We start from the raw sequence: 21,634 nt of genomic DNA, 5'->3' as shown, positions 1-21,634 counted from the left end.
AGCCGGGCAGGGTGGTGCAGGGCTTGCGGCAAGGTGTCGGATGTATTGCGATGGGGTGGCCTGCTGTGCGGTCCCCGTGCTGATTGAATGAACCAACTTCTGGTTGATTATGGAATTTAAAACTGTCTTGTTCTACGTGTTCGCGGTGCTGGTGGTAATCGCCGCCGTTCGCGTCATCACGGCCCGCAACCCGGTGCATGCGGCGCTCTTCCTGGTGCTGTCCTTCTTCTCGGCAGCGGGCCTCTGGATGCTGCTCAAGGCCGAGTTCCTGGCCATCGTGCTGGTGCTGGTCTATGTCGGCGCGGTGATGGTGCTGTTCCTGTTCGTGGTGATGATGCTCGATATCAACATGGACAAGCTGCGCGAAGGCTTCTGGGGCTACTTCCCGCTGGCGGCCACCATCGGCGTGATCATCGTGCTGGAAATGGCAGCCGTGCTGCTCAACAGCTTCTGGGTCTACGAATCGCAGGTGCCGGCCGTCTCCGACACGCTGGGCCAGACCAAGCCGCTGGGCAAGCTGATCTTCACCGAATACGTCTACGCCTTTGAAGTGGCGGCCGTGATCCTGCTGGTGGCCATCGTCGCCGCCGTGGCACTGACCCTGCGCAAGCGCAAGGACAGCAAGTACTTCGATCCGGCCCAGGCCGTCAAGGTCAAGGCATCGGACCGCGTGCGCCTGGTCAGCATGAAGGCCGAATCCACCCGCAATGCACCCGCAGCCGACGCTGCCGCTGCAGCGGCCGACAAGCCGGCCGCCGGTCAACAATTTTAAGAAGGGCGCACAAGAATCATGGCAATCACGCTCTCCCACTACCTGATCATCGGCGCGATCCTGTTCGCGATCTCGATCGTCGGCATTTTCCTGAACCGCAAGAACGTCATCGTCCTGCTGATGGCCATCGAACTGATGCTGCTTGCGGTCAACATGAACTTCATTGCTTTCTCGCATTACCTTGGTGACGCGGGCGGACAGATCTTCGTGTTCTTCATCCTGACCGTGGCTGCGGCTGAGTCCGCCATCGGTCTGGCGATTCTGGTGGTGCTGTTCCGTAATCTGGATACCATCAACGTGGAAGACCTCGACAGCCTCAAGGGCTGAGTCGGCATCCGCAGCGTCCTGTTTTTGCGTTCTGGTTTGAATTTCATTTAAAGATGGGAGGCCCCCTTGCAGCAGCGCTGCGGGCGGGGCAGCCAATAAGCGATAAGGTTCATCATGGCTGGGCAACTTAACCCACATCTTCTTCTTGCTGTACCCCTGGCGCCGCTGGCAGGCTCGGCCATCGCCGGTCTGCTGGGTACCAAATTCTTCGGCAACGTGGTTGGCCGCAAGGTGTCGCATACCGCGACCATCTTGGGCGTGCTGATCGCCGCCATCATCTCCATCCAGACCCTGCTCGCAGTGCTGGACGGCGCCACCTACAACGGTACGCTGTACAACTGGATGACGGTGGCCGGCCTCAAGCTGGAGATCGGCTTCATGGTCGACAGCCTGACCGCGATGATGATGTGCGTGGTGACTTTCGTGTCCCTGATGGTGCACATCTACACCATCGGCTACATGGCCGAAGATGAAGGCTACAACCGCTTTTTCTCCTACATCTCGCTGTTCACCTTCTCCATGCTCATGCTGGTCATGAGCAACAACTTCCTGCAGCTGTTCTTCGGCTGGGAAGCGGTGGGCCTGGTGTCCTACCTGCTGATCGGTTTCTGGTACACCCGCCCGACCGCCATCAAGGCCAACATGAAGGCCTTCCTGGTCAACCGCGTGGGTGACTTCGGCTTCATCCTTGGTATCGGCCTGCTGCTGGCCTACGCCGGTTCGATGAACTACACCGAAGTCTTCGACAAGCGCGCCGAGCTGGCCCAGCTGACCCTGCCGGGTACCGACTGGATGCTGCTGACCGTGGCATGTATCTGCCTGTTCGTGGGTGCCATGGGCAAGTCGGCCCAGTTCCCGCTGCACGTCTGGCTGCCGGACTCGATGGAAGGCCCGACCCCGATTTCCGCGCTGATCCACGCCGCCACCATGGTGACGGCCGGTATCTTCATGGTGACCCGCATGTCGCCGCTGTTCGAACTGTCCGACACGGCGCTGTCCTTCATCCTGGTGATCGGTGCCATCACGGCGCTGTTCATGGGCTTCCTGGGCACCATGCAGAACGACATCAAGCGCGTGGTGGCTTACTCCACGCTGTCGCAGCTGGGTTACATGACCGTCGCGCTGGGTGCGTCGGCCTACTCGGTGGCCGTGTTCCACCTGATGACCCACGCCTTCTTCAAGGCACTGCTGTTCCTGGGTGCCGGTTCGGTCATCATCGGCATGCACCACGATCAGGACATGCGCAACATGGGCGGCCTGCGCAAGTACATGCCCATCACCTGGATCACTTCGCTGCTGGGTTCGCTGGCGCTGATCGGCACCCCGTTCTTCTCGGGCTTCTACTCCAAGGATTCGATCATCGAAGCCGCGGCCGAGTCGCACCTGGCCGGTTCGGGCTTCGCGTATTTCGCCGTGCTGGCCAGCGTCTTCGTGACGGCCTTCTACTCCTTCCGCATGTATTTCATGGTCTTCCATGGCAAGGAACGCTTCGGCCAGGCTCACGGCCATGACGATCACCACGCCCCGGCTGCGGCCCACGGCGTGCATGACGACCATGCGCACGATGCCCACGACGATCACGGCCACGAAGAGCATCATCACGGCCTGGCCCCGGGTCAGAAGCCGCACGAGTCGCCGCTGGTGGTGACCCTGCCGCTGATCCTGCTGGCCATTCCCTCGGTCATCGTCGGTTTCTTCGCGATCTCGCCGATGCTGTATGGCGACTTCTTCAAGGGCGTGATCTTCTTCGGTGAAAATCACAAGGTCATGGAAGAACTGGCCCACGAATACCACGGCCCGGTGGCCATGGTGCTGCACGCCTTCACCAGCGCGCCGCTGTGGCTGGCCATCGCCGGTGTGGTCGTGGCGTACTACTGCTACATGATCAATCCGCGCGTGCCGGCCTGGTTCAAGGAAAAGTTCAGCATCATTTACACCATCCTGGACAACAAGTACTACATGGACAAGTTCAACGAAGTCGTCTTCGCCGGCGGTGCCCGCCTGCTGGGCAGTGGACTGTCCACCGTGGGCGACCGTGGCATCATCGACGGCCTGTTCGTCAACGGCAGCGCCAAGGTCGTCGGCTGGTTCTCGAAATTCACGCGTCTCTGGCAGTCCGGTTACATCTATCACTATGCGTTCGTGATGATCATCGGGGTGCTGGGTTTCCTGGTGTGGTTCATGCCGTTCCCGTTCGCCAAATAAGCTGTCCGAGTAAATAACAACCATGATGCAGTCAACATTTCCCATCTTGAGCCTCGCGATCTGGGTACCGATCGTCTTCGGCATCCTCGTCCTGGCACTGGGCCGCGACAGCAATCCGGGCCTGACCCGCTGGCTGGCGCTGTTCGGGTCGCTGGTCGGCCTGGTCGTTACTTTCCCGCTGATCCAGCACTTCGATCCGCTGGCGCACGGTTACCAGTTCGTCGAAAAGACGCCCTGGATCGACCGCTTCAGCATCAGCTACTTCCTGGGCCTGGACGGTATCTCGCTGTGGTTCGTGCCGCTGACCGCCTTCATCACGGTCATCGTGGTGCTGGCCGGCTGGGTGGTGATCCAGAAGCGCGTGGCCCAGTACATGGGTGCCTTCCTGATCCTCTCCGGCATCATGATCGGCGTGTTCTCCTCGCTGGATGCGATGCTGTTCTACGCCTTCTTCGAAGCGACCCTGATCCCGATGTTCATCATCGTGGGTGTCTGGGGCGGCGACAACCGCGTGTATGCAGCCTTCAAGCTGTTCCTGTACACGTTGCAGGGTTCGCTGCTGATGCTCATCGCCCTGATCTACCTGTACTACGTGTCGGGCGGCAGCTTCGAGATCCCGACCTGGCACCAGGTGCCGCTGTCGATGATGGAACAGAAGATCCTGTTCTTCGCCTTCCTGGCTGCCTTCGCCGTGAAGGTGCCGATGTGGCCGGTGCACACCTGGCTGCCTGACGCCCACGTGCAGGCACCGACCGGTGGCTCCATCGTGCTGGCTGCGATCATGCTGAAGCTGGGTGCCTACGGTTTCCTGCGCTTCTCGCTGCCGATCCTGCCGGACGCCAGCCATGCGCTGTCGGGTTTCATGATCTTCCTGTCACTGGTGGCCGTGATCTACATCGGTCTGGTGGCCCTGGTCCAGCAGGATATGAAGAAACTGGTCGCCTATTCGTCGATCGCCCACATGGGCTTCGTCACCCTGGGCTTCTTCATGTTCAACGACATGGCAGTGCAGGGCGGTATCGTGCAGATGATCTCGCACGGTTTCGTCTCCGGCGCGATGTTCATGTGTATCGGCGTGCTGTATGACCAGATGCACACCCGTGAGATTTCGCAGTACGGCGGTGTAGTCAACAAGATGCCGCGCTTCGCCTTCTTCTTCATCCTGTTCTCGCTGGCCAACTGCGGCCTGCCGGCCACTTCCGGTTTCGTCGGCGAATTCATGGTGATCCTGGGTGCAGTGAAGTTCAACTTCTGGATTGGCCTCCTGGCTGCCACCGCCCTGATCCTGGGCGCGGCATACTCGCTGTGGCTGGCCAAGCGCGTGATCTTCGGTGCCGTGACCAACCATCACGTGGCTGAACTGGTGGATGTGAATGGCCGCGAGTTCTTCATCCTGGGCCTGCTGGCGATCGCTACCCTGGTCATGGGTATTTATCCCGGCATCATCACCGACAGCATCCAGACCTCGGTGACCGACCTGCTGAAGCACGTGGCGGTCTCCAAGATCAACTGATCTGCGCAGAAGAAGTGAAGGGCGGGGCGCTCGCGTCCCGCCGACAACCAAGCTGGGCAACAACGAGTAACGAGACGAGCCGGTGTGGCATTGCCGGTCGGGCGGCGCGATCAAGGTCGCGACACAAGCGGGCGTACACAAGCGGTAGTAACTAAATGAATAACATGAATCTGATCCCTGTCTATCCGGAAATATTTCTGCTGATCGCGACTTCCGCGATCCTGCTGATCGATATGTTCCTGCCGGAAAGCAAGCGCGTCATTACCTATCTGCTGTCCCTGGCGGCGCTGGTGGTGTGTGCGGTACTGACCTTTGCCGACCTCAACACGGGCGCTACGGTCTACACGTTCAACAACATGTTCGTGTCCGATCCGCTGGCCAACCTGTTGAAGCTGTTCACCTACCTGGGTGTGGGCGTCACGCTCATCTACTCGCGCCAGTACAACACTGCTCGCGGCATCACCGGTGGTCCCCTGGGCGGCGAATACTACGCCCTGGCGCTGTTTGCGCTGCTGGGCCAGATGGTCATGATCTCCGGCAACAGCTTCCTGTCCATCTACCTGGGCCTGGAACTGATGTCGCTGTCGCTGTACGCCCTGGTGGCCCTGCGCCGTGACCACGCCGCTTCGACCGAAGCCGGCATGAAGTACTTCATCCTGGGCGCACTGGCCTCCGGCTTCCTGCTGTACGGCATGTCGATGCTCTATGGCGCGACCGGCGGTGCCCTGGAACTGAACGAAGTCTTCCGCGCCATCGTCTCCGGCACCGTTGACCGCACCCCGCTGGTGTTCGGCATCGTGTTCGTGGTGGCTGGCCTGGCCTTCAAGCTGGGTGCCGTGCCCTTCCACATGTGGGTGCCTGACGTCTACCAAGGTTCGCCCACCCCGGTGACCCTGCTGCTGGGTGCCGCACCGAAGCTGGCGACCTTCGCCATCACCTTCCGTCTGCTGGTCGAAGGCATGCTGCCGCTGGCTGTGGACTGGCAGCAGATGCTGATGGTGCTGGCCGTGCTGTCCATCATCCTGGGCAACGTCACCGCCATCGCACAGACCAACATCAAGCGCATGCTGGCTTACTCGACCATCTCGCACATGGGCTTCATGCTCTTGGGCATGATGTCGGGCGTGGTCGACGGCAACCTGTTCTCGGCCGTCAACGCTTACAGCTCTTCGCTGTTCTACGCGGTGACCTATGTGATCACTACCCTGGGTTCCTTTGGTGTCATCATCCTGCTGTCGCGTTCGGGCTTCGAAGCTGACACCCTGGACGACTTCAAGGGCCTGAACCAGCGTAGCCCGTGGTTCGCCGCCGTGATGATGATCATGATGTTCTCGCTGGCCGGTATCCCGCCGCTGGTGGGCTTCTATGCCAAGCTGTCGGTGCTGCAGGCCGCCATGGCCACTGGCCAGATCTGGCTGCCGGTGCTGGCCGTGGTCTTCTCGCTGATCGGTGCCTTCTACTACATCCGCGTGGTCAAGGTGATGTATTTCGATGAGCCCACCGACACCAGCAAGATCGTCGCCACGCCTGAAATGCGTGTCGTGCTGAGCTTGAACGGTATCGCCGCCCTGGCCATCGGCCTGTGGCCGGGTCACCTGATGGATGCCTGCACCAACGCCATCGTCAGCACCCTGGCGACCTTCCTCAGCAAGGTCGTGGCGTAAGGAAACAGGGAAATGAACGTTTCCCTGTTCAGCTGGATCGTCATCCTGTTGGCCGCCCTGGCGGCCAATTTGCCTTTCTTCAACCAGCAATTGTTCGGCCTGATTCCGCTGAACAAGGACGCCGCCTGGGTCAAGCCGATCTGGCTGCGGCTGCTGGAACTGGTGGTGCTGTATTTCCTGGTCGGCGTCGCTGCCCATCTGCTGGAAAGCGGCATCGGCAATGTCTTTTCCCAAGGCTGGGAATTCTATGCCATCACCGCTTGTCTGTTCCTGGTGCTGGCCTATCCTGGCTATGTGATGCGATACCTGCGCAAGCAGCACGCCTGAAGCAGCCTGCAAGAGGCGTCGGTCACTGACTGGCGCCTTTTTTCTTGGTGCGTGCCGGTCGGGCGCGGCCAGTCGTTTTTCTTCTCCAACCTCATCCCCTCGCACATATCATGGACGCCCATCTCAAAGAGACGCAGAAAGACACTCGCCAGGTTTACGACGGCCATTTCCTCAAGGTCCAAAAGGACACCATCGTGCTCCCGGACGGCAAGGAAACCAGCCGCGAATACATCAAGCACCCCGGTGCAGTCACAGTGCTGCCACTGTTCGAGGACGGCAGCGTGTTGATGGAGCGCCAGTTCCGCTATCCGCTGCACCGGGTCTTCATCGAATTCCCGGCCGGGAAGATCGATCCGGGTGAAGATACGCTGGAGTGCGCCAAGCGCGAACTGAAGGAAGAGACCGGTTATACCGCCACAGAATGGCAATACGTGTGCACCATTCACAATGCCATTGCCTATTCGGATGAACATCTGGTGCTGTATCTGGCGCGTGGCTTGAAAGAGGGCGAGCGGGAGTTGGACGAAGGTGAATTCCTCGACATCTACAAGGCCCCGCTGGCCGAGCTGCTGGAACAGGTACGCAATGGCCAGATCACGGATGTGAAGACCGTGATCGGGGTGTTCTGGCTGGAGAAGATAATCAATGGCAGCTGGACCCCACCCGAACGCCCGGCCGGCATCTGAGAACCGCGCTGACCCAACGAAAAAAGCCGCATCCCTGACAAGGATGCGGCTTTCGTTTTTGCGAGACAGGGAAGGGCGCTTACATGCCCGAGTAGTTCGGCCCGCCGCCGCCTTCCGGGGTGACCCACACGATGTTCTGGGTCGGGTCCTTGATGTCGCAGGTCTTGCAGTGCACGCAGTTCTGCGCGTTGATCTGCAGGCGATCGGAATTGTCCTCGTTCTTGACGAATTCATACACCCCGGCCGGGCAGTAGCGCGATTCCGGGCCGGCGTACTTGGCCAGATTCACCTGCACCGGAACATTCTTGTCCTTCAGCGTCAGGTGCGCGGGCTGGTCTTCACCGTGGTTGGTATTGGAGATGAAGACCGAAGACAGGCGGTCAAAGGTCAGCTTGCCATCCGGCTTGGGATAGGCGATCGGCGCGAAGTCCGAAGCCGGGCGCAGGCATTCGTGGTCGGCGTGGGTATGGCGCAGGGTCCACGGCGCCTTGCCGCCGAAGACCACCTGGTCGATACCGACCAGCAGGGTACCGGTGATCAATCCCTTGCTCATTGACGGCTTGAAATTGCGTGCCTTGTGCAGTTCTTCCTTCAGCCAGGAAGCCTCGAAGGCTGCCGGGTAAGCCGCCAGCTCATCGGACTGGCGGTTCTCGCCCAGCGCCGCGAAGGCGGCATCTGCGGCCAGCATGCCGCTCTTGATGGCGGCATGGCTGCCCTTGATGCGCGAGGCATTGAGGAAGCCCGCATCGCAACCCAGCAGGGCGCCACCGGGGAAGACCAGCTTGGGCAGCGATTGCACGCCACCGGCGGTGATGGCCCGTGCGCCGTAAGAGATGCGCTTGCCGCCTTCTAAGAACTTGCGGATCTCCGGATGGGTCTTGTAGCGCTGGAATTCCTCGAAGGGCGAAAGATACGGGTTCTGGTAGGCCAGTCCTACGACGTAGCCGACGGCGACCTGGTTGTTTTCCAGGTGATACAGGAAGGAGCCGCCGTAGGTGTCATTGGCCAGCGGCCAGCCGGCGGTGTGAACCACCAGGCCGGGCTGGTGCACTTCGGGCTTCACTTCCCACAGTTCCTTGATGCCGATGGCATAGGTCTGTGGGTCGCGGCCGGCGTCGAGCTTGTACTTGGCGATCAGCTGCTTGCCCAGGTGGCCGCGCGCCCCTTCGGCAAAGAAGGTGTATTTCGCGTGCAGTTCCATGCCCAGCTGGAAATCACCGGTCGGTTCGCCTTCCTTGTTGATGCCCAGGTTGCCGGTCGCCACGCCCTTGACCGAGCCGTCCTCGTGATACAGCACTTCGGCCGCCGGGAAGCCCGGGAAGATCTCCACGCCCAGCGCCTCAGCCTGCTGGCCCAGCCAGCGGGTGACGTTGGACAGCGAGATCACGTAGTTGCCATGGTTCTGGAAGCAGGTCGGCAGCAGCCAGTTGGGAGTCTTGTAGGCCTTGCTCTCGGAGAGGAACAGGAAACGGTCTTCGGTCACCGGCGTGTTCAGGGGCGCGCCTTGTTCCTTCCAGTCGGGGATCAGTTCGGTCAGTGCACGCGGGTCCATCACCGCGCCGGAGAGGATGTGGGCGCCGACTTCGCTGCCTTTTTCCAGCACGCAGACCGAGACTTCCCGGTTCTGTTGCGCAGCCAGCTGTTTGAGGCGAATCGCTGCCGACAAACCAGCGGGGCCGCCGCCGATGACGACGACGTCATATTCCATCGATTCGCGAGGGCCGTATTGTGCGAGCAAGTCTTGAGAAGAAGTCATGGGTGTCCCGTGTTATGTGAACTGCCTGTTTTTCGAACGATCGTGCTATTGTTAAGTATTTTTCGAAGGAACGCTAGAGGGAATGGCGATTTCGCAGCCTTTTTATTCAGCATCCTTCGTTCATGTCTGAAACAATGCACACAAACTGAAGCCGGTGCCGGCGTCAATCGGTCTATCGCGCCGCGCTGGCTGGTTTCCGCAGGTGCCGTATTTTATGGGATTTTCAGGGCGGGTCTCATGCCATATTCGGCGGATGTCATTACCGGCGCTCATGACCTCTGCAGCTCATGAACTTGTGCGGGCGAGCAACATGAATCGGTAGTGACGCAGGAAATGCTGCAGCATGCGGGTCGCCATTGCGTCGTAAATGCGACAGCGGCCCCCTGCCGCGCATGAAAAAAATTTCAGTTATTGATGAATCAAACCGGGAAAGGACCCACGATGAGCAGTCACGAAGCCGCCGCCAGCAAGCCCCTGTACGTCTCGCAGCAGCGCATCCGCTGGGGCGACATGGACGCCTTCGGTCACGTTAACAACACGCTCTATTTCCGCTTCATGGAGCAGTGCCGCATCGAGTGGCTGGAAGAGGTGTTCGGGCCCACCATCGCAGGCGAGGAGGGCCCGGTGATCGTCAATGCGCACTGCAATTTCCGCCGCCAGATGAAGTATCCCGCCAGCATCCTGGTGCAGATGGGCGCGGGGCACCTGGGGCGCACGAGTGTGGAAACTACGTATGTCATCCGCGACGCTGCCGATGAACAGATCATTTATGCTGACGGTGCCGCAAAAATCGTCTGGGTCGATTTCAAGAAAGAGAAATCCACTGCACTGCCTGAGAAGCTGCGACAGCTCCTGACAAGCCTGTAAGTTTGGCGCAAGGAAACTGGGACAGAATCGGCCCGACACTCCCGCAAGGATTCGCCACAGAGCGAAGGGGAGCGGAGAATTCGTTCACACGGAGCGGGTTCCAAAAGCGCTACGCCCGCTCGCGTGCTAGCCAACAATTACATTCTGGAGGATGACATGAGCTACAAGACCCAAGCCTTTGTTGCCGCTGCCCTGATGAGCCTGGCGCTCACTTCGCAGGCTGCGGATCCGATCAAGATCGGCGTTTCCGGCCCTTACACCGGTGGCTCTGCCCCGATGGGCGTGTCCATGCGTGATGGCGTCAAGCTGGCCGTGGCCGAGATCAATGCCGCTGGCGGCGTGCTGGGCCGGCAGATCCAGCTGGTCGAGCGCGACGATGAAGCCAAGAACGAACGCGGCGTGCAGATCGCCCAGGAACTGATCAACAAGGAAAAGGTGGTCGCCACCGTCGGCTTCATCAACACCGGCGTGGCCCTGGCCTCGCAGCGCTTCTACCAGGAAGCCAAGATCCCGGTGATCAACAACGTGGCGACCGGCACCGTGATCACCAAGCAGTTCGAGAAGGAAAAGGACAACTACATCTTCCGCACCTCGGCCGCCGACAAGATCCAGGCCAAGATGATCGCCGATGAAGCGGTCGACAAGCAGAAGTTCACCAAGGTCGCCATCCTGGCCGACTCCACCAACTACGGCCAGCTCGGTCGTGAAGACCTGGAAAAGGTGCTGGCCGACAAGAAGGTCACCCCGGTGGCGATCGAAAAGTACAACATCAAGGATGTGGACATGACGGCCCAGCTGCTCAAGTCCAAGCAGGGCGGCGCACAAGCCGTGCTGACCTACGGTATCGGCCCGGAACTGGCGCAGATCGCCAACGGCATGGAAAAGCTGAACTGGCAAGTGCCCATCATCGGCAGCTGGCCGCTGTCGATGGGCAACTTCATCGACAACTCCGGCAAGAACGGCAACGGTGCCCGCATGCCGCAAACCTTCATCCAGGACGGCAACACGCCCAAGCGCAAGGCCTTCATCGAGGCTTACCAGAAGGCCTACAAGGTTGACCGCATGCCTTCGGCCGTCTCGGCTGCCCAGGGCTATGACTCGATCATGCTGCTGGCTGCTGCCATCAAGCAGGCCGGCACCACCGATGGCGACAAGGTCCGTGCTGCACTGGAAAACCTCAACACCAAGGTCGAAGGCGTGGTCACCACCTATGACAAGCCGTTCACCCATGACGATCACGAAGCCATCAAGCCTGGCATGGTCGTGATGGGCGAGGTCAAGAACGGCCGCGTCATCCTCGGCAAATAAGAACCGACTCGCTTCACTTCACGTAACGCAGTCGAAGAGGCCAGTCCTTGCGATCCGGGGGCTGGCCTTTTTCACACGATCTGTTGACGAATTTCTAACGGCACCGGGGGCGGTCGCCGCGGGATCGTTGCAGCTCTACGCCGCCACCCGGCGGTAGCCGCTTCTTGGGAAATACAATGGACATCCTCTTACAACTGGTCTTCTCCGGGATCGCGCTCGGCATGATCTATGCCGTCATCGCCTTCGGTTACCAACTGACCTTTGCCACGTCCGGCACGCTCAATTTCGGCCAGGGCGAGGCCCTGATGCTGGGCGCGCTGGTCGGGCTCTCCGTGGTGGGCAACATCCACGGCGGGCCTTATCTCAACTACTGGCTGATGATCCCCATCGTGCTGGTCTTCGGTGCCCTGCAGGGCATGTTCGTGGAATGGATCGGCGTGCGTCCGGCCATCAAGATCAAGTCCGAATTCGGATGGATCATGTCCACCATCGCGCTGGCCATCATCTTCAAGAACGTCGCCGAGAACATCTGGGGCAAGGACGACCTGCCATTCCCGTCGCCCATCTCCGGCACGCCCTTCCAGGTCTTCGGGGCCAACGTGCAGCCGATGCAGGTGCTGGTGGTGATTGGTGCCTTGCTCATCATGGCGGCGGTCGAATTGTTCAATCGCAAGTCGATCTACGGCAAGGCCGTGGTGGCCACCTCCAACGACCGCGATGCGGCGGGGTTGATGGGCATCAATACCAGCATGGTGATCACTTTTTCATATGCCCTGTCTTCGGCCACGGCCGCCTTCGCTGGCGTGCTGGTAGCACCGCTGACGTTGACCGGCGCCACCATGGGCGCGGCACTGGGCTTGAAAGCCTTTGCGGTGGCCATCATCGGCGGCCTGACCTCGGGCATGGGCGCCATCGTCGGCGGCCTGATCCTGGGCGTGGCCGAGACCGTGACCGGTTTCTATATCTCCACCGGCTACAAGGAAGTCCCTGGACTGGTGCTGCTGCTGCTGGTCCTGGCGGTGAAACCTGCAGGCCTGTTCGGCAAAACTGCGATCAAGAAGGTCTGAAGCCATGAACAAGAAAATCCTGCTGCTGTCCTTGCTGGGCATCGCCGCGCTGGGCGGCATTCCCATGGTGGTGCACAACCCGTATTACCTGCACCTGATCGAAACCATCCTCATCTACGCCATCCTGCTGTTCGGGCTCGATATCGTGGTCGGCTACACCGGCCAGGTCTCGCTGGGCCATGCGGGCCTGTTCGGCATCGGCTCCTACGCCGCTGGCGTGCTGTTCTTCAAGCTGGGCCTGCCGATCTTCGTGACGATCCCGGCAGCCATTGCCGTGACCGCCGTCTTCGGTGCCATCCTGGCGCTACCTGCGCTGCGCGTGACCGGGCCTTACCTGGCGATGGTGACGCTGGCCTTCGGGACCATCATCCAGATCCTGATCAACGAGATGACCTTCCTCACCGAAGGCCCGCTCGGGATCAAGGTCGCCAAGCCGATGCTGGGCGGCGAGAAGATGAACGAAGTGCAGTTCTTCTACCTGGTGGCGATCCTGATGGTGATCTCCATGCTGGTGGTGCACCGCATCCTCAAGTCCAACCTGGGCCGTGCCTTCCAGGCGCTGCGCGACAGTCCGATCGCCTCGGACTGCATGGGCGTGTCGGTGTATCGCTACAAGGTCTATGCCTTCATCATCAGCGCGGCGCTGGCTGGCCTGTCGGGCGCTTTGTATGCGTATTCGGAAGAGTACATCTCGCCCAATACCTACAACTTCGAGCTGACCATCCTGTTCCTGCTGGCGGTGATCATGGGTGGCCGCAAGTCGCGCATCGGCTCGCTGATCGGCGCATTGATCGTGGTGATGTTGCCCAGCCTGCTGTCTGACATTGCCCTGTTCCGCCAGATCGCTACCGTCTTGGCCGTGATCGTGGTGATCGGCGCCGGCGTGCAGCTGGCCAAGGGGACCAAGACCGCCCGCGGCATCGCCGTGCCGGTGGTGGCGACCATCGCCATGGCCGCCTTCTCGTACAAGCTGGAAAACATCACCGACTGGCGCCTGACCATCTTCGGTTTGATGACGCTGTTCGTCGTGTATTACCTGCAGGACGGCATCGTCGGCTTCTGCCGCAGCCTGTTCGGCCGCATGCTAAGCAAGCACGTGCCCGTGGCCCAGCAGATCGCCGGTGACAAGGAGCGTGCCGTCATCACCACCGACTCCGTCAAGGACGAGGGCGCAACGCTGCTGAAGGTGAACCAGATCCTGATGCAGTTCGGTGGCCTGAAGGCCTTGAACCGGGTTGACCTGGATGTGCGCAAAGGCAGCGTGCACGGCCTGATCGGCCCGAACGGCTCGGGCAAGAGCACCATGATGAACGTGTTGACCGGCATCTATCGTCCTACCGATGGCGTGGTGGAATACGATGGCCGCCCGATCTCCGGCAATACGCCCTCCACCATCGCCCTGGGCGGCGTGGCGCGAACTTTCCAGAACGTGCAGCTGTTCGGTGAAATGACGGCCACTGAAAACGTGCTGGTCGGCCTGCATCACACCTTCAACAGCAACGTGGTTGACGTGATGGTCAATACGCCGCGCTACGTGCGCGAAGAGCAAGCCGCCCGTGAACGTGCAGCCGCCATCCTGGAGTTCGTGGGCCTGGCCAATCTGGCCAACGAGGAGGCGCGCAACCTGCCCTACGGCAAGCAGCGCCTGCTGGAGATCGGCCGTGCGCTGGGCCTGAACCCAAGCCTGCTGCTGCTCGATGAACCGGCCGCCGGCCTGACCGCACCGGACATCAAGGAGCTCGTCGCCATCATCCGCAAGATCCGCGAAGCCGGCATCACCATCATCCTGATCGAACACCACATGGATGTGGTCATGTCGATCTGCGATACCGTCACCGTGCTCGACTTCGGCCAGAAGATCGCCGAAGGCAAGCCGGCCCAGGTCCAGGCTGACCCCAAGGTCATCGAAGCCTACCTCGGCAGTGGCGCAGGCGATGCCCACGACAACCCACCCAGCCCCGCGGGAGCCTGAACATGCTGACCATTTCCAATCTGCACGCCGCTTACGGCAAGGTCGAGGTGCTGCATGGCATTTCGATGGACGTCCCCAAGGGCAAGGTGGTGACCCTGATCGGTTCCAACGGTGCCGGCAAGACCACTACCATGCGCGCCATCTCCGGCATGATCAAACCGAAGGGCGGGGAAGTCACGCTCGGCGGCAAGAACATCACCGGCCTGGATTCGCACCGCATCGCCCGCTATGGCCTGGCGCACTCGCCGGAAGGCCGCCGTGTCTTCGCCACCATGAGCGTGACCGACAACCTGCTGCTGGGCGCTTTCCCGCGCTTTACCCGGGCCCGCCCGAAGGGCGATATCGCGCACGACCTGGAACGCGCCCTGGAGCTGTTCCCGCGCCTGAAGGAGCGGCAGACGCAGCTGGCCGGTACCCTGTCGGGCGGCGAGCAGCAGATGCTGGCCATGGCGCGCGCGGTGATGTTGAGCCCCGAAGTGATCCTGCTGGACGAGCCATCGATGGGGCTGGCGCCGATCCTGGTGGATGAGGTCTTCCGCATCATCGTGCGGCTCAAGGAGCAGGGCGTGACCATGCTGCTGGTGGAGCAGTTCGCCGCTGCCGCGCTCAATGTTGCGGACTACGGCTATGTGTTGGAGAATGGCAAGATCTCCGTACACGGACCCGCCGACAAGCTGCAGAACGACCCGGCGGTCAAGGCCGCCTATCTGGGCGGCGGCGCGCATCACTGATGGACTGCAAGCAAAGCAGCATCAGCCATGCGCCTGGCGTGATACTGGGGCTCGCACGTCGCGCAAGCTGATAGCGTGTCCGGTATATTGAGGGGGAGCCATACCCCCTTGAAGGCTGATTCAGGCGCACCCTCCGGTGCGCCTTTTTATTTGCCGTTGGCCCCTTTGGGTGGCCGTGTACAGGTAGGGGGGGCGGCGGCCGCACGCAATGCGTCAGTACCCAAGCAGAGGAGCGAGCATGTCCGAACGGCAGGACGCGTATATCGAGACCGAGGGCGGAACCTTGTATGCCAGCGTGTGGGGCGGTTCGCCCGAGGCTCGCACGCCGATTGTGCTGTTGCACGACTCGCTGGGTTCGGTCGCCTTGTGGCGCGACTTTCCTGCCCGGCTGGCGGCGCAGACCGGACTTCCCGTCATTGCCTATGATCGGGCCGGCTTCGGACAGTCCTCGGCGAGGACGGATGGACTGGCGCTGGATTTCATCTCTGCTGAAGCACCCACGTCGCTGTCCGCGGTCCTGCAGCATTTCGCAGTGGACAAGGTGATCCTGTTTGGCCACAGCGTCGGCGGTGGCATGGCCGTGTCGGCGGCGGCACAGTGGCCGCAGCGAGTGCTGGCCGTCATCACCGAATCGGCGCAAGCCTTCGTGGAGGACCGGACCTTGCAGGGCATTCAGGAGGCGCGAACCCGCTTTGCCGATCCGGCACAACTCGCGCGCCTGGCGAAGTACCACGGCAACGACTTGCAACAGGCGCGCTGGGTGCTCTCGGCGTGGATCGACACCTGGCTCTCGCCTTCCTTTGCGCACTGGTCGCTGGCCCCCATGCTGGAGCGGCTAGTCTGTCCGGTGCTGGCGCTGCATGGCGATCTGGATGAGTTTGGCAGTCTCACGCATCCGCGCATGATTGCCAGCTTGCCCGCAGCGTTCCCGGGGCAGGGCGAGTCGCGGATGCTGGCGCAATGTGGCCATGTCCCGCACCGCGAGCAAGCGGATCAGGTAATGCGGGAAGCCAGGGAGTTCCTGCTGCGCCGCGGCCTCATCTGACCCGTTCGGCCGCCCCGTTCATCGTCATCCTGGTCGGGCGAATGCGTGTGCGCGATCTCAGTCGACAGGATGCTGGCGGCGATACGTCTGCAGTCCCAGCAAATACATCGTGCGAATGAAAAGAGCGCGCGAGCGGTAGGTTTGTTGTGCCAACAGGTCAGCTTCCTCGAATTCCGCCTCATTTAATCGAAAATTCACCAGACGCGTCGTTCCTTTTGCGGGCTTGCGTTCGTTTTGTTGCTTGGGTGCCATAAGATGTCTCCTCGCTGTTGAGCTGAAAGCAACATTCTAGGAGAGGTCCTTTTCATATGTCATCGAATAAGAGTGAATTTTTGACAGTACTTGGTGATCGCCTTGCGCAAGAGCGTGGCCGCTGCGGTCATACCCAGAAATCGGTAGCGGACCAGCTCGATATCACGGCACGTACCCAGATCAAGTATGAGATCGGAGAGACCGCGCCGGACGCCTATTACCTGCATGGTCTGGGTGAGATCGGCATCGATATCACCTATGTGCTGACCGGAGTGCGGGGCAGTACGCCGAGCCAGCAGGAGAGCGAGCTGATTGCCTGTTATCGCGCCGTGGATCCCGTGCTGCGCAGCTCCCTGGTTCAGCTCTTGTCTGGCTTGTCGCAGATGGCCAAGACGGGGAAGAAGAAGCGCGAGCTGCCAGCAGCTTCCGAGGCCAAGCGCATCCGTCCGGGGCGGCAGCGCAAGGGCGCACCGGGATCGGCGCAGAGCGGGAGTGGGGACGAGTCTGGCGCTACCGTTTCTGCCCAGATGAGGGAGTGAATGGCCGATGGTAAAAAAGGCCGGTAAGGGGGGGCGGTAGCGCAAGAGCAAGAGACCAGGAGACTGAATGTGATCGCGAAGAGGTGCGATTCTTGAGGGGGTCTTGAGGGGTTGAGGCAGGAAGTTCGCCGACGCACGCAAAGAGGCGCAGACACAAAAAAAGCACCACGATCACTCGTGGTGCTTTTCGTTAGTGGTGGGGCGTCACAGATTCGAACTGTGGACCTACGGATTAAGAGTCCGCTGCTCTACCAGCTGAGCTAACGCCCCGTGGTGTTCCTGAAGAGATCAGGTCAACCGGGAAGTGAAAAAGGCCTCGGGTTGAGAGGCCTTTTGAAATTTTGGTGGGGCGTCACAGATTCGAACTGTGGACCTACGGATTAAGAGTCCGCTGCTCTACCAGCTGAGCTAACGCCCCGTTGCTGCACTTCGTTGTTGCCTCAGTGCTGCAAGAGAGAGCGCATTATAGGAGGGAGGTCGGGGTGGTGCAAGCTTTTTTTGAGAAAAGATGAAAATATTTTATCTCTTCGGCGCCCGCGCCACGCCCGGCCTCCTTTTGCGCACAATTTGCGTTACAAGCCCGATTTGATTCCATTGACCCAGGACTTGGCCGGCAGCCTGGTCTGGCTCTCAATGAGTGCCGCACGCGCATACAACTCGGGGAAATCGAACGTCACCGCGCCCTTGAAGGCCAGTGCCACCACGTTGCCGTCATGGACTTCCGGCAGCGACACCACGGTATCGAAGGCGTATTCCATCGCCCGCAGGTTCTTGGCATAGCTCGGATGATCGCCAAAGAGATTGACCGTCATCACGCCGCCCGGTGCCAGACTGTCATAGCAGGCCTGGTAAAACTCGGGAGTGTCCAGCACCGGCCCGCGTGCAGTGGCGTCGTAGAGATCAACCTGCAAGGCATCGATGATGCCGTGCGTGGCAGCATGGACGATGAAATCCATGGCATCGCTTTCGATGAGCATCAGCCGTTCGTCCGGCTCGGGCAGCTTGAACATGCTGTGGCAGATGGCGATGACAGCCGGATTCAGCTCCACCGCCGTCACCTGCGCCTGCGGGAATTGCCGGTAGCTGAACTTGGTCAGCGCGCCGGTTCCGAGCCCAAGTTGCACGATATGGCGTGGCGTGCGGTTGAAGAGCATCCAGGCCATCATCTGCTGGGCGTATTCCAGCTCGATCCAGTCGGGTTTGCGAATGCGCATCGCGCCCTGTACCCATTCGGTGCCGAAATGCAGATAACGTACGCCTTCCAGCTCGGAGAGCGTGACCGGGGCATATTTCGGTTTGCGCGGTTTGCTGGCGTCGGCTTCCAGCTGTTGACGGCGACGATTGGGGCCGGCCTTGGTATTGGCCTGGGCTTCGATGGATTTTCTTCGGATGAGCATGATATGAATGAAACGGCGCGGCAGCCGGGGAGGCGGCCTGCGGATGCCGAATGATACCTTGCCTTGGGAGGCTGCCATCGGCCGCTGCACGCTTTGCGCATATCGACATGCGAATTCATTCCTTCTGCCGGGCGCGCGCGTATGTGAGGATGCGGACCTCATCATTTCCGGAGTTACCATGCCATTGGCTGCAATCATCAAGCGCATCGCCGCCGCTGCTGCGCTGACCCTGGTCCTGGCACCGCATGGTGCCAGCGCGCAGGACAAGAACAAGATCAAGGTCGGTATCTCTGTCGGCAGTGCCGAAGCCATCTTCGACGTCGTCAAGAAAGTCGCCGCACGCGACGGCCTGGAGATCCAGACCGTGGTCTTCAGCGACTACCTCCAGCCCAATGCGGCACTGGCCTCCGGTGACCTGGACGCCAACGCCTTCCAGCACCGTCCCTACCTGGAAAGCCAGATTGCAGCACGTGGCTACAAGATCGTGCCGGTCGGCCTGACCATCACGGCGCCGCTGGGCATTTACTCGCGCAAGTTCAAGTCGGTGGACCAGCTGCCCAACGGTGCGCAGGTCGGCATCCAGAATGATCCCTCCAACGGCAACCGGGCGCTCCTGCTGCTGCAGAAAGCCGGCCTGATCAAGCTCAAGCCGGGCGTGGGCGAAAACGGCGTCAACGCCACGCCGCTGGACATCATCGACAACCCGCGCAAGCTCAAGCTGATCGAACTGGATGCGGCGCAACTGCCACGCTCGCTGGACGACCTGGCGGCCGCCTCGATCAACAATGACTACGCCTACAAGGCCGGCCTGTCCCTGCAGAAGGACACCATCGCCGTGGAAGATCCGCGCGGCCGTTACGCCAACATCATCGCCACCCGCGCCGAGGACAAGGACAAGCCCTGGGCCAGGAAGCTGGTGCAGGCCTACCAGTCGGAGGAAGTGCGCAAGTTCATCGAGACCGAGTTCAAGGGATCGCTGGTGCCGGCGTTCTGAATTCCGCCCCAAGCGTTGCTCTGTGCACCGCCCGACGTCTGGCCGGGCGTTTTTTTTTGTGCGTTTCCCGTCGGGGTGGTGCGCTGGCGGCCGGTGCTCCATTACACTTGCGCCATGCTCAAGAACCTCATCCTCTGCCTGAAGCTGGCCATCGTCTTCTGCGCCATCGTGTTTTTCGCGAAGGCGTTGCAGTATTTGATTTTCAATGGCGGGTTGTCGGGGGAATTTTATGACTATCTGTTCTTCAGAAAATGAAGCCAAGACAGCCTGGCGACGATCCCAATGGGGAGCTGGTCTCGCACGATTGCTTCAGTAGCCCGATGGAAACGGCTCATCTGTTGCGCTCGCCTGCCAACGTCGCCCATCTGGAGCGCTCGATTGCCCAACTTTGGGCCGCCAAGATCGAGGAAAAGAAGCTGGATGAGTAACAAGCGCTAGTCGAGGAAGCATAGTCAGGGCGCCAGCCTCGCACGACTACCAGTATTGGCAAGCGCGGGACAAGAAAGAGGCTCAACCGCATCATTCAGCTGCTTTGCCTGTCGCTATCATTACCTTTGAGGCCCGGCAGGCGACATCGGCGGCGATGATGAGCGCAGTGCGGCCAGCCAGCGCGCACGCTTGTCCTCATACGCCAACGCCGCATGCGCCGGACTGCTCGACGGCAACACCACCATCCGATAGTTCTCTGCCTTGGCGCCCAGTGCCTTGATCCCGATCTTGCCGGCGGTACCGCCATTGAAAGCGATGGTCTCCAATGCCGGAAGACCGGCGATCAGCGTCAGCAAGTCATTGCCGCTGTGATCCCGGATTTCGCTGTCGAGACTGCCGATGCGCCTGGCCTGGGCGATCACGTCCCACAGGCCGATGCGATGCTGCAGCAAGGTGGCAAGCCTGGCGGCATAGTCCATCGCGTAAAGGTCAACCCCGATCACTTCGCCCACCAGTCGCCAGAAGGCATTGCGCGGATGCCCGTAATACTGCCGGATCGCCAGCGAAGCGGTTCCCGGCAAGCTGCCCAGGATCAGGATGCGCGTATCCGGCGCCACTACCGGCGCAAAGCTGGCCAGCAAGGGATCAGTAGTGCCCGAATCGGCAGCGCGGGCAGCATCATGGGCAGGCGAAGGGGTGGCGGCAAAGGAAGGGCGAGCAGGCATGTAAATGGCCGGGATGAAAAGAATTTCAGCAAGCTCCATCGGCCTCGCCATCCGGGCACAATGGCGCGGCTGCAGAAGCGTCAGGCTTGCGGCAAAATGCACAAGAATTCACATCTTAGCGTAAGCTGCCCAGGCGTCACGCGCCGGGCCATTCACACAAGGGATACAGAACATGACAGACAAGGTCATCATCGTCACCGGCGGCAGCCGTGGCATCGGCGCGGCCACCGCGTTGCTGGCGGGCCAGCGCGGCTACGCCGTGTGCGTCAACTACGTGTCCAACCGCGAGGCCGCCGAATCGGTGGCCGGGCAGATCCGTGCCGCGGGCGGCCGCGCCATTACCGTCGCCGGCGATGTCTCCAAAGAGGAGGACGTGCTGCGCCTCTTCACCACCACCGACCAGGAACTGGGCCGCGTCACCGCCCTGGTCAACAATGCCGGAATCCTGGATCACCAGTCGCGCCTGGACGCCATGAGCGCCGAACGCATCACCCGGGTGCTGGTGGCCAATGTCACCGGCAGCCTGCTGTGCGCGCGCGAGGCGGTCAAGCGCATGTCCACCCGCCACGGCGGGCAGGGCGGGGCCATCGTCAACCTGTCGTCGATGGCTGCCAAGCTGGGTGGCCCCGGTGAATACGTGGACTACGCCGCCTCCAAGGGGGCCATCGATGCCTTCACCATCGGCCTGGCCAAGGAAGTGGCCGCCGAGGGCATTCGCGTCAACGCCGTGCGTCCGGGTCTGATCTATACCGATATCCACGCCAGCGGCGGCGAGGCGGGCCGTGTCGACCGGCTCAAGGATGCCGTCCCCATGAAGCGCGGCGGCACCGCCGAGGAAGTGGCCAACGCCATCCTGTGGCTGCTGTCGGACGAGTCGTCCTACGCCACGGGGACTTTCATCGACGTTTCCGGTGGCCGCTGAACGTCTGGCCGGCCATTGATCAGGGAGCTCACCATGGACAGCACCGTTTCCCCGCGCCGCATCGATGTACTGCTGGCCCGCTATGCCGAGAGCCATCGCCATCCGATGAATGAACTGATCCACTGCATCTGCGTGC

At 61.1% G+C, this 21,634-nt stretch carries 22 protein-coding genes and 2 tRNA genes; 18 read left to right on the top strand and 6 right to left on the bottom strand.

Features of this window, described 5'->3' with window-relative positions; translation table 11 throughout:
- The first annotated feature begins 109 nt into the window (after positions 1–109).
- From B3873_RS15110 to B3873_RS15080, 7 genes are all read left to right on the top strand, one after another.
- Complete coding sequence (locus B3873_RS15110) at positions 110–772, top strand: NADH-quinone oxidoreductase subunit J (protein ID WP_286867062.1); 663 nt, start codon at positions 110–112, stop codon at positions 770–772.
- 18 nt (positions 773–790) lie between these two features.
- On the top strand, positions 791–1,099 hold the full coding sequence (gene nuoK, locus B3873_RS15105) for an NADH-quinone oxidoreductase subunit NuoK (RefSeq protein WP_013233782.1): 309 nt from the start codon (positions 791–793) through the stop codon (positions 1,097–1,099).
- Positions 1,100–1,213: 114 nt separating this feature from the next.
- Positions 1,214–3,304 (top strand): NADH-quinone oxidoreductase subunit L, encoded by a 2,091-nt coding sequence (nuoL, locus tag B3873_RS15100; protein WP_286867059.1) that lies wholly within the window; start codon positions 1,214–1,216, stop codon positions 3,302–3,304.
- A gap of 22 nt (positions 3,305–3,326) precedes the next feature.
- Positions 3,327–4,817 (top strand): NADH-quinone oxidoreductase subunit M, encoded by a 1,491-nt coding sequence (locus B3873_RS15095; protein WP_286867058.1) that lies wholly within the window; start codon positions 3,327–3,329, stop codon positions 4,815–4,817.
- A 155-nt stretch (positions 4,818–4,972) separates the two neighbouring features.
- Complete coding sequence (gene nuoN / locus B3873_RS15090) at positions 4,973–6,481, top strand: NADH-quinone oxidoreductase subunit NuoN (RefSeq protein WP_039786694.1); 1,509 nt, start codon at positions 4,973–4,975, stop codon at positions 6,479–6,481.
- 12 nt (positions 6,482–6,493) lie between these two features.
- Positions 6,494–6,808, top strand: coding sequence for a DUF2818 family protein (locus B3873_RS15085; protein ID WP_121039208.1), 315 nt, complete (start codon positions 6,494–6,496; stop codon positions 6,806–6,808).
- A gap of 110 nt (positions 6,809–6,918) precedes the next feature.
- Positions 6,919–7,494: an NUDIX domain-containing protein gene (locus tag B3873_RS15080; protein WP_134135085.1), complete on the top strand. Its 576-nt coding sequence runs from the start codon at positions 6,919–6,921 to the stop codon at positions 7,492–7,494.
- A gap of 79 nt (positions 7,495–7,573) precedes the next feature.
- Here B3873_RS15080 and B3873_RS15075 read toward each other — a convergent pair whose 3' ends face one another.
- On the bottom strand, positions 7,574–9,250 hold the full coding sequence (locus B3873_RS15075) for an electron transfer flavoprotein-ubiquinone oxidoreductase (protein ID WP_286867054.1): 1,677 nt from the start codon (positions 9,248–9,250) through the stop codon (positions 7,574–7,576).
- Positions 9,251–9,691: 441 nt separating this feature from the next.
- Here B3873_RS15075 and B3873_RS15070 point away from each other — a divergent pair, with 441 nt between their 5' ends.
- The 6 genes from B3873_RS15070 to B3873_RS15045 all read left to right on the top strand — a co-directional run bounded on the left by B3873_RS15070 (position 9,692) and on the right by B3873_RS15045 (position 16,240).
- Positions 9,692–10,117 carry an acyl-CoA thioesterase gene (locus tag B3873_RS15070; protein WP_088754193.1) on the top strand — a complete coding sequence of 142 codons (426 nt, stop codon included), beginning with the start codon at positions 9,692–9,694 and terminating at the stop codon, positions 10,115–10,117.
- A 156-nt stretch (positions 10,118–10,273) separates the two neighbouring features.
- On the top strand, positions 10,274–11,425 hold the full coding sequence (locus B3873_RS15065) for an ABC transporter substrate-binding protein (RefSeq protein ID WP_039786683.1): 1,152 nt from the start codon (positions 10,274–10,276) through the stop codon (positions 11,423–11,425).
- Between the two features lie 176 nt (positions 11,426–11,601).
- Positions 11,602–12,492 carry a branched-chain amino acid ABC transporter permease gene (locus tag B3873_RS15060; protein WP_039786681.1) on the top strand — a complete coding sequence of 297 codons (891 nt, stop codon included), beginning with the start codon at positions 11,602–11,604 and terminating at the stop codon, positions 12,490–12,492.
- 4 nt (positions 12,493–12,496) lie between these two features.
- Positions 12,497–14,464 (top strand): ABC transporter permease subunit, encoded by a 1,968-nt coding sequence (locus B3873_RS15055; RefSeq protein ID WP_286867051.1) that lies wholly within the window; start codon positions 12,497–12,499, stop codon positions 14,462–14,464.
- A 2-nt stretch (positions 14,465–14,466) separates the two neighbouring features.
- A complete protein-coding gene (locus B3873_RS15050) occupies positions 14,467–15,195 on the top strand; it encodes an ABC transporter ATP-binding protein (protein WP_286867050.1) in 729 nt (242 codons plus the stop codon).
- Positions 15,196–15,433: 238 nt separating this feature from the next.
- Positions 15,434–16,240, top strand: coding sequence for an alpha/beta fold hydrolase (locus B3873_RS15045; protein WP_286867048.1), 807 nt, complete (start codon positions 15,434–15,436; stop codon positions 16,238–16,240).
- Between the two features lie 57 nt (positions 16,241–16,297).
- Here the strand turns inward: B3873_RS15045 and B3873_RS15040 are convergent, their stop codons facing one another.
- Positions 16,298–16,492 carry a hypothetical protein gene (locus tag B3873_RS15040; RefSeq protein WP_034330238.1) on the bottom strand — a complete coding sequence of 65 codons (195 nt, stop codon included), beginning with the start codon at positions 16,490–16,492 and terminating at the stop codon, positions 16,298–16,300.
- 56 nt (positions 16,493–16,548) lie between these two features.
- On the opposite strand from B3873_RS15040, the gene B3873_RS15035 reads away from it, so the two are divergent.
- Complete coding sequence (locus B3873_RS15035) at positions 16,549–17,031, top strand: helix-turn-helix domain-containing protein (protein ID WP_286867047.1); 483 nt, start codon at positions 16,549–16,551, stop codon at positions 17,029–17,031.
- A 194-nt stretch (positions 17,032–17,225) separates the two neighbouring features.
- Here the strand turns inward: B3873_RS15035 and B3873_RS15030 are convergent.
- The 3 genes from B3873_RS15030 to B3873_RS15020 form a co-directional block, all read right to left on the bottom strand.
- Positions 17,226–17,301: transfer RNA gene (locus B3873_RS15030), tRNA-Lys, on the bottom strand.
- A gap of 72 nt (positions 17,302–17,373) precedes the next feature.
- A tRNA-Lys gene (locus B3873_RS15025) sits at positions 17,374–17,449 on the bottom strand.
- A gap of 154 nt (positions 17,450–17,603) precedes the next feature.
- Positions 17,604–18,428: a spermidine synthase gene (locus tag B3873_RS15020; RefSeq protein WP_286867046.1), complete on the bottom strand. Its 825-nt coding sequence runs from the start codon at positions 18,426–18,428 to the stop codon at positions 17,604–17,606.
- 178 nt (positions 18,429–18,606) lie between these two features.
- On the opposite strand from B3873_RS15020, the gene B3873_RS15015 reads away from it, so the two are divergent.
- The 3 genes from B3873_RS15015 (at position 18,607) to B3873_RS15005 (ending at position 19,850) form a co-directional block, all read left to right on the top strand.
- Entirely contained in the window at positions 18,607–19,422 is an 816-nt protein-coding gene (locus B3873_RS15015) for a MetQ/NlpA family ABC transporter substrate-binding protein (protein WP_039786668.1), read from the top strand.
- Positions 19,423–19,536: 114 nt separating this feature from the next.
- Positions 19,537–19,677 (top strand): hypothetical protein, encoded by a 141-nt coding sequence (locus B3873_RS15010; protein WP_204725303.1) that lies wholly within the window; start codon positions 19,537–19,539, stop codon positions 19,675–19,677.
- Positions 19,674–19,850, top strand: a complete 177-nt coding sequence (locus tag B3873_RS15005) for a type II toxin-antitoxin system Phd/YefM family antitoxin (RefSeq protein ID WP_286867042.1) — start codon at positions 19,674–19,676, stop codon at positions 19,848–19,850. The genes B3873_RS15010 and B3873_RS15005 overlap by 4 nt, the downstream gene beginning before the upstream one ends.
- Positions 19,851–19,970: 120 nt before the next feature.
- Here B3873_RS15005 and B3873_RS15000 read toward each other — a convergent pair whose 3' ends face one another.
- The gene (locus tag B3873_RS15000; protein WP_414651546.1) at positions 19,971–20,492 is read right to left on the bottom strand and encodes a DNA-deoxyinosine glycosylase; all 522 of its coding nucleotides are present in this window, start codon (positions 20,490–20,492) and stop codon (positions 19,971–19,973) included.
- 256 nt (positions 20,493–20,748) lie between these two features.
- Here B3873_RS15000 and B3873_RS14995 point away from each other — a divergent pair, with 256 nt between their 5' ends.
- Positions 20,749–21,498, top strand: coding sequence for an SDR family oxidoreductase (locus tag B3873_RS14995; protein WP_276838793.1), 750 nt, complete (start codon positions 20,749–20,751; stop codon positions 21,496–21,498).
- Positions 21,499–21,634: the final 136 nt, after the last annotated feature.

The organism is Herbaspirillum sp. UBA812, from assembly GCF_002296545.1.
GTDB classification, from domain to species: Bacteria; Pseudomonadota; Gammaproteobacteria; order Burkholderiales; family Burkholderiaceae_D; genus Herbaspirillum; species Herbaspirillum huttiense.
This window is presented reverse-complemented; position numbering and strand designations above follow the sequence as displayed.

Coding starts and splice junctions, on each gene's coding strand:
- B3873_RS15060 (WP_039786681.1), top strand. CDS start 11,602: ATGGACATCCTCTTACAACTGGTCTTCTCCGGGATCGCGCTCGGCATG.
- nuoL (WP_286867059.1), top strand. CDS start 1,214: ATGGCTGGGCAACTTAACCCACATCTTCTTCTTGCTGTACCCCTGGCG.
- B3873_RS15085 (WP_121039208.1), top strand. CDS start 6,494: ATGAACGTTTCCCTGTTCAGCTGGATCGTCATCCTGTTGGCCGCCCTG.
- B3873_RS15055 (WP_286867051.1), top strand. CDS start 12,497: ATGAACAAGAAAATCCTGCTGCTGTCCTTGCTGGGCATCGCCGCGCTG.
- B3873_RS15010 (WP_204725303.1), top strand. CDS start 19,537: ATGCTCAAGAACCTCATCCTCTGCCTGAAGCTGGCCATCGTCTTCTGC.
- nuoN (WP_039786694.1), top strand. CDS start 4,973: ATGAATAACATGAATCTGATCCCTGTCTATCCGGAAATATTTCTGCTG.
- B3873_RS15095 (WP_286867058.1), top strand. CDS start 3,327: ATGATGCAGTCAACATTTCCCATCTTGAGCCTCGCGATCTGGGTACCG.
- B3873_RS15080 (WP_134135085.1), top strand. CDS start 6,919: ATGGACGCCCATCTCAAAGAGACGCAGAAAGACACTCGCCAGGTTTAC.
- B3873_RS15040 (WP_034330238.1), bottom strand. CDS start 16,492: ATGGCACCCAAGCAACAAAACGAACGCAAGCCCGCAAAAGGAACGACG.
- B3873_RS14995 (WP_276838793.1), top strand. CDS start 20,749: ATGACAGACAAGGTCATCATCGTCACCGGCGGCAGCCGTGGCATCGGC.
- B3873_RS15065 (WP_039786683.1), top strand. CDS start 10,274: ATGAGCTACAAGACCCAAGCCTTTGTTGCCGCTGCCCTGATGAGCCTG.
- nuoK (WP_013233782.1), top strand. CDS start 791: ATGGCAATCACGCTCTCCCACTACCTGATCATCGGCGCGATCCTGTTC.
- B3873_RS15045 (WP_286867048.1), top strand. CDS start 15,434: ATGTCCGAACGGCAGGACGCGTATATCGAGACCGAGGGCGGAACCTTG.
- B3873_RS15110 (WP_286867062.1), top strand. CDS start 110: ATGGAATTTAAAACTGTCTTGTTCTACGTGTTCGCGGTGCTGGTGGTA.
- B3873_RS15005 (WP_286867042.1), top strand. CDS start 19,674: ATGAAGCCAAGACAGCCTGGCGACGATCCCAATGGGGAGCTGGTCTCG.
- B3873_RS15015 (WP_039786668.1), top strand. CDS start 18,607: ATGCCATTGGCTGCAATCATCAAGCGCATCGCCGCCGCTGCTGCGCTG.
- B3873_RS15070 (WP_088754193.1), top strand. CDS start 9,692: ATGAGCAGTCACGAAGCCGCCGCCAGCAAGCCCCTGTACGTCTCGCAG.
- B3873_RS15050 (WP_286867050.1), top strand. CDS start 14,467: ATGCTGACCATTTCCAATCTGCACGCCGCTTACGGCAAGGTCGAGGTG.
- B3873_RS15020 (WP_286867046.1), bottom strand. CDS start 18,428: ATGCTCATCCGAAGAAAATCCATCGAAGCCCAGGCCAATACCAAGGCC.
- B3873_RS15075 (WP_286867054.1), bottom strand. CDS start 9,250: ATGACTTCTTCTCAAGACTTGCTCGCACAATACGGCCCTCGCGAATCG.
- B3873_RS15035 (WP_286867047.1), top strand. CDS start 16,549: ATGTCATCGAATAAGAGTGAATTTTTGACAGTACTTGGTGATCGCCTT.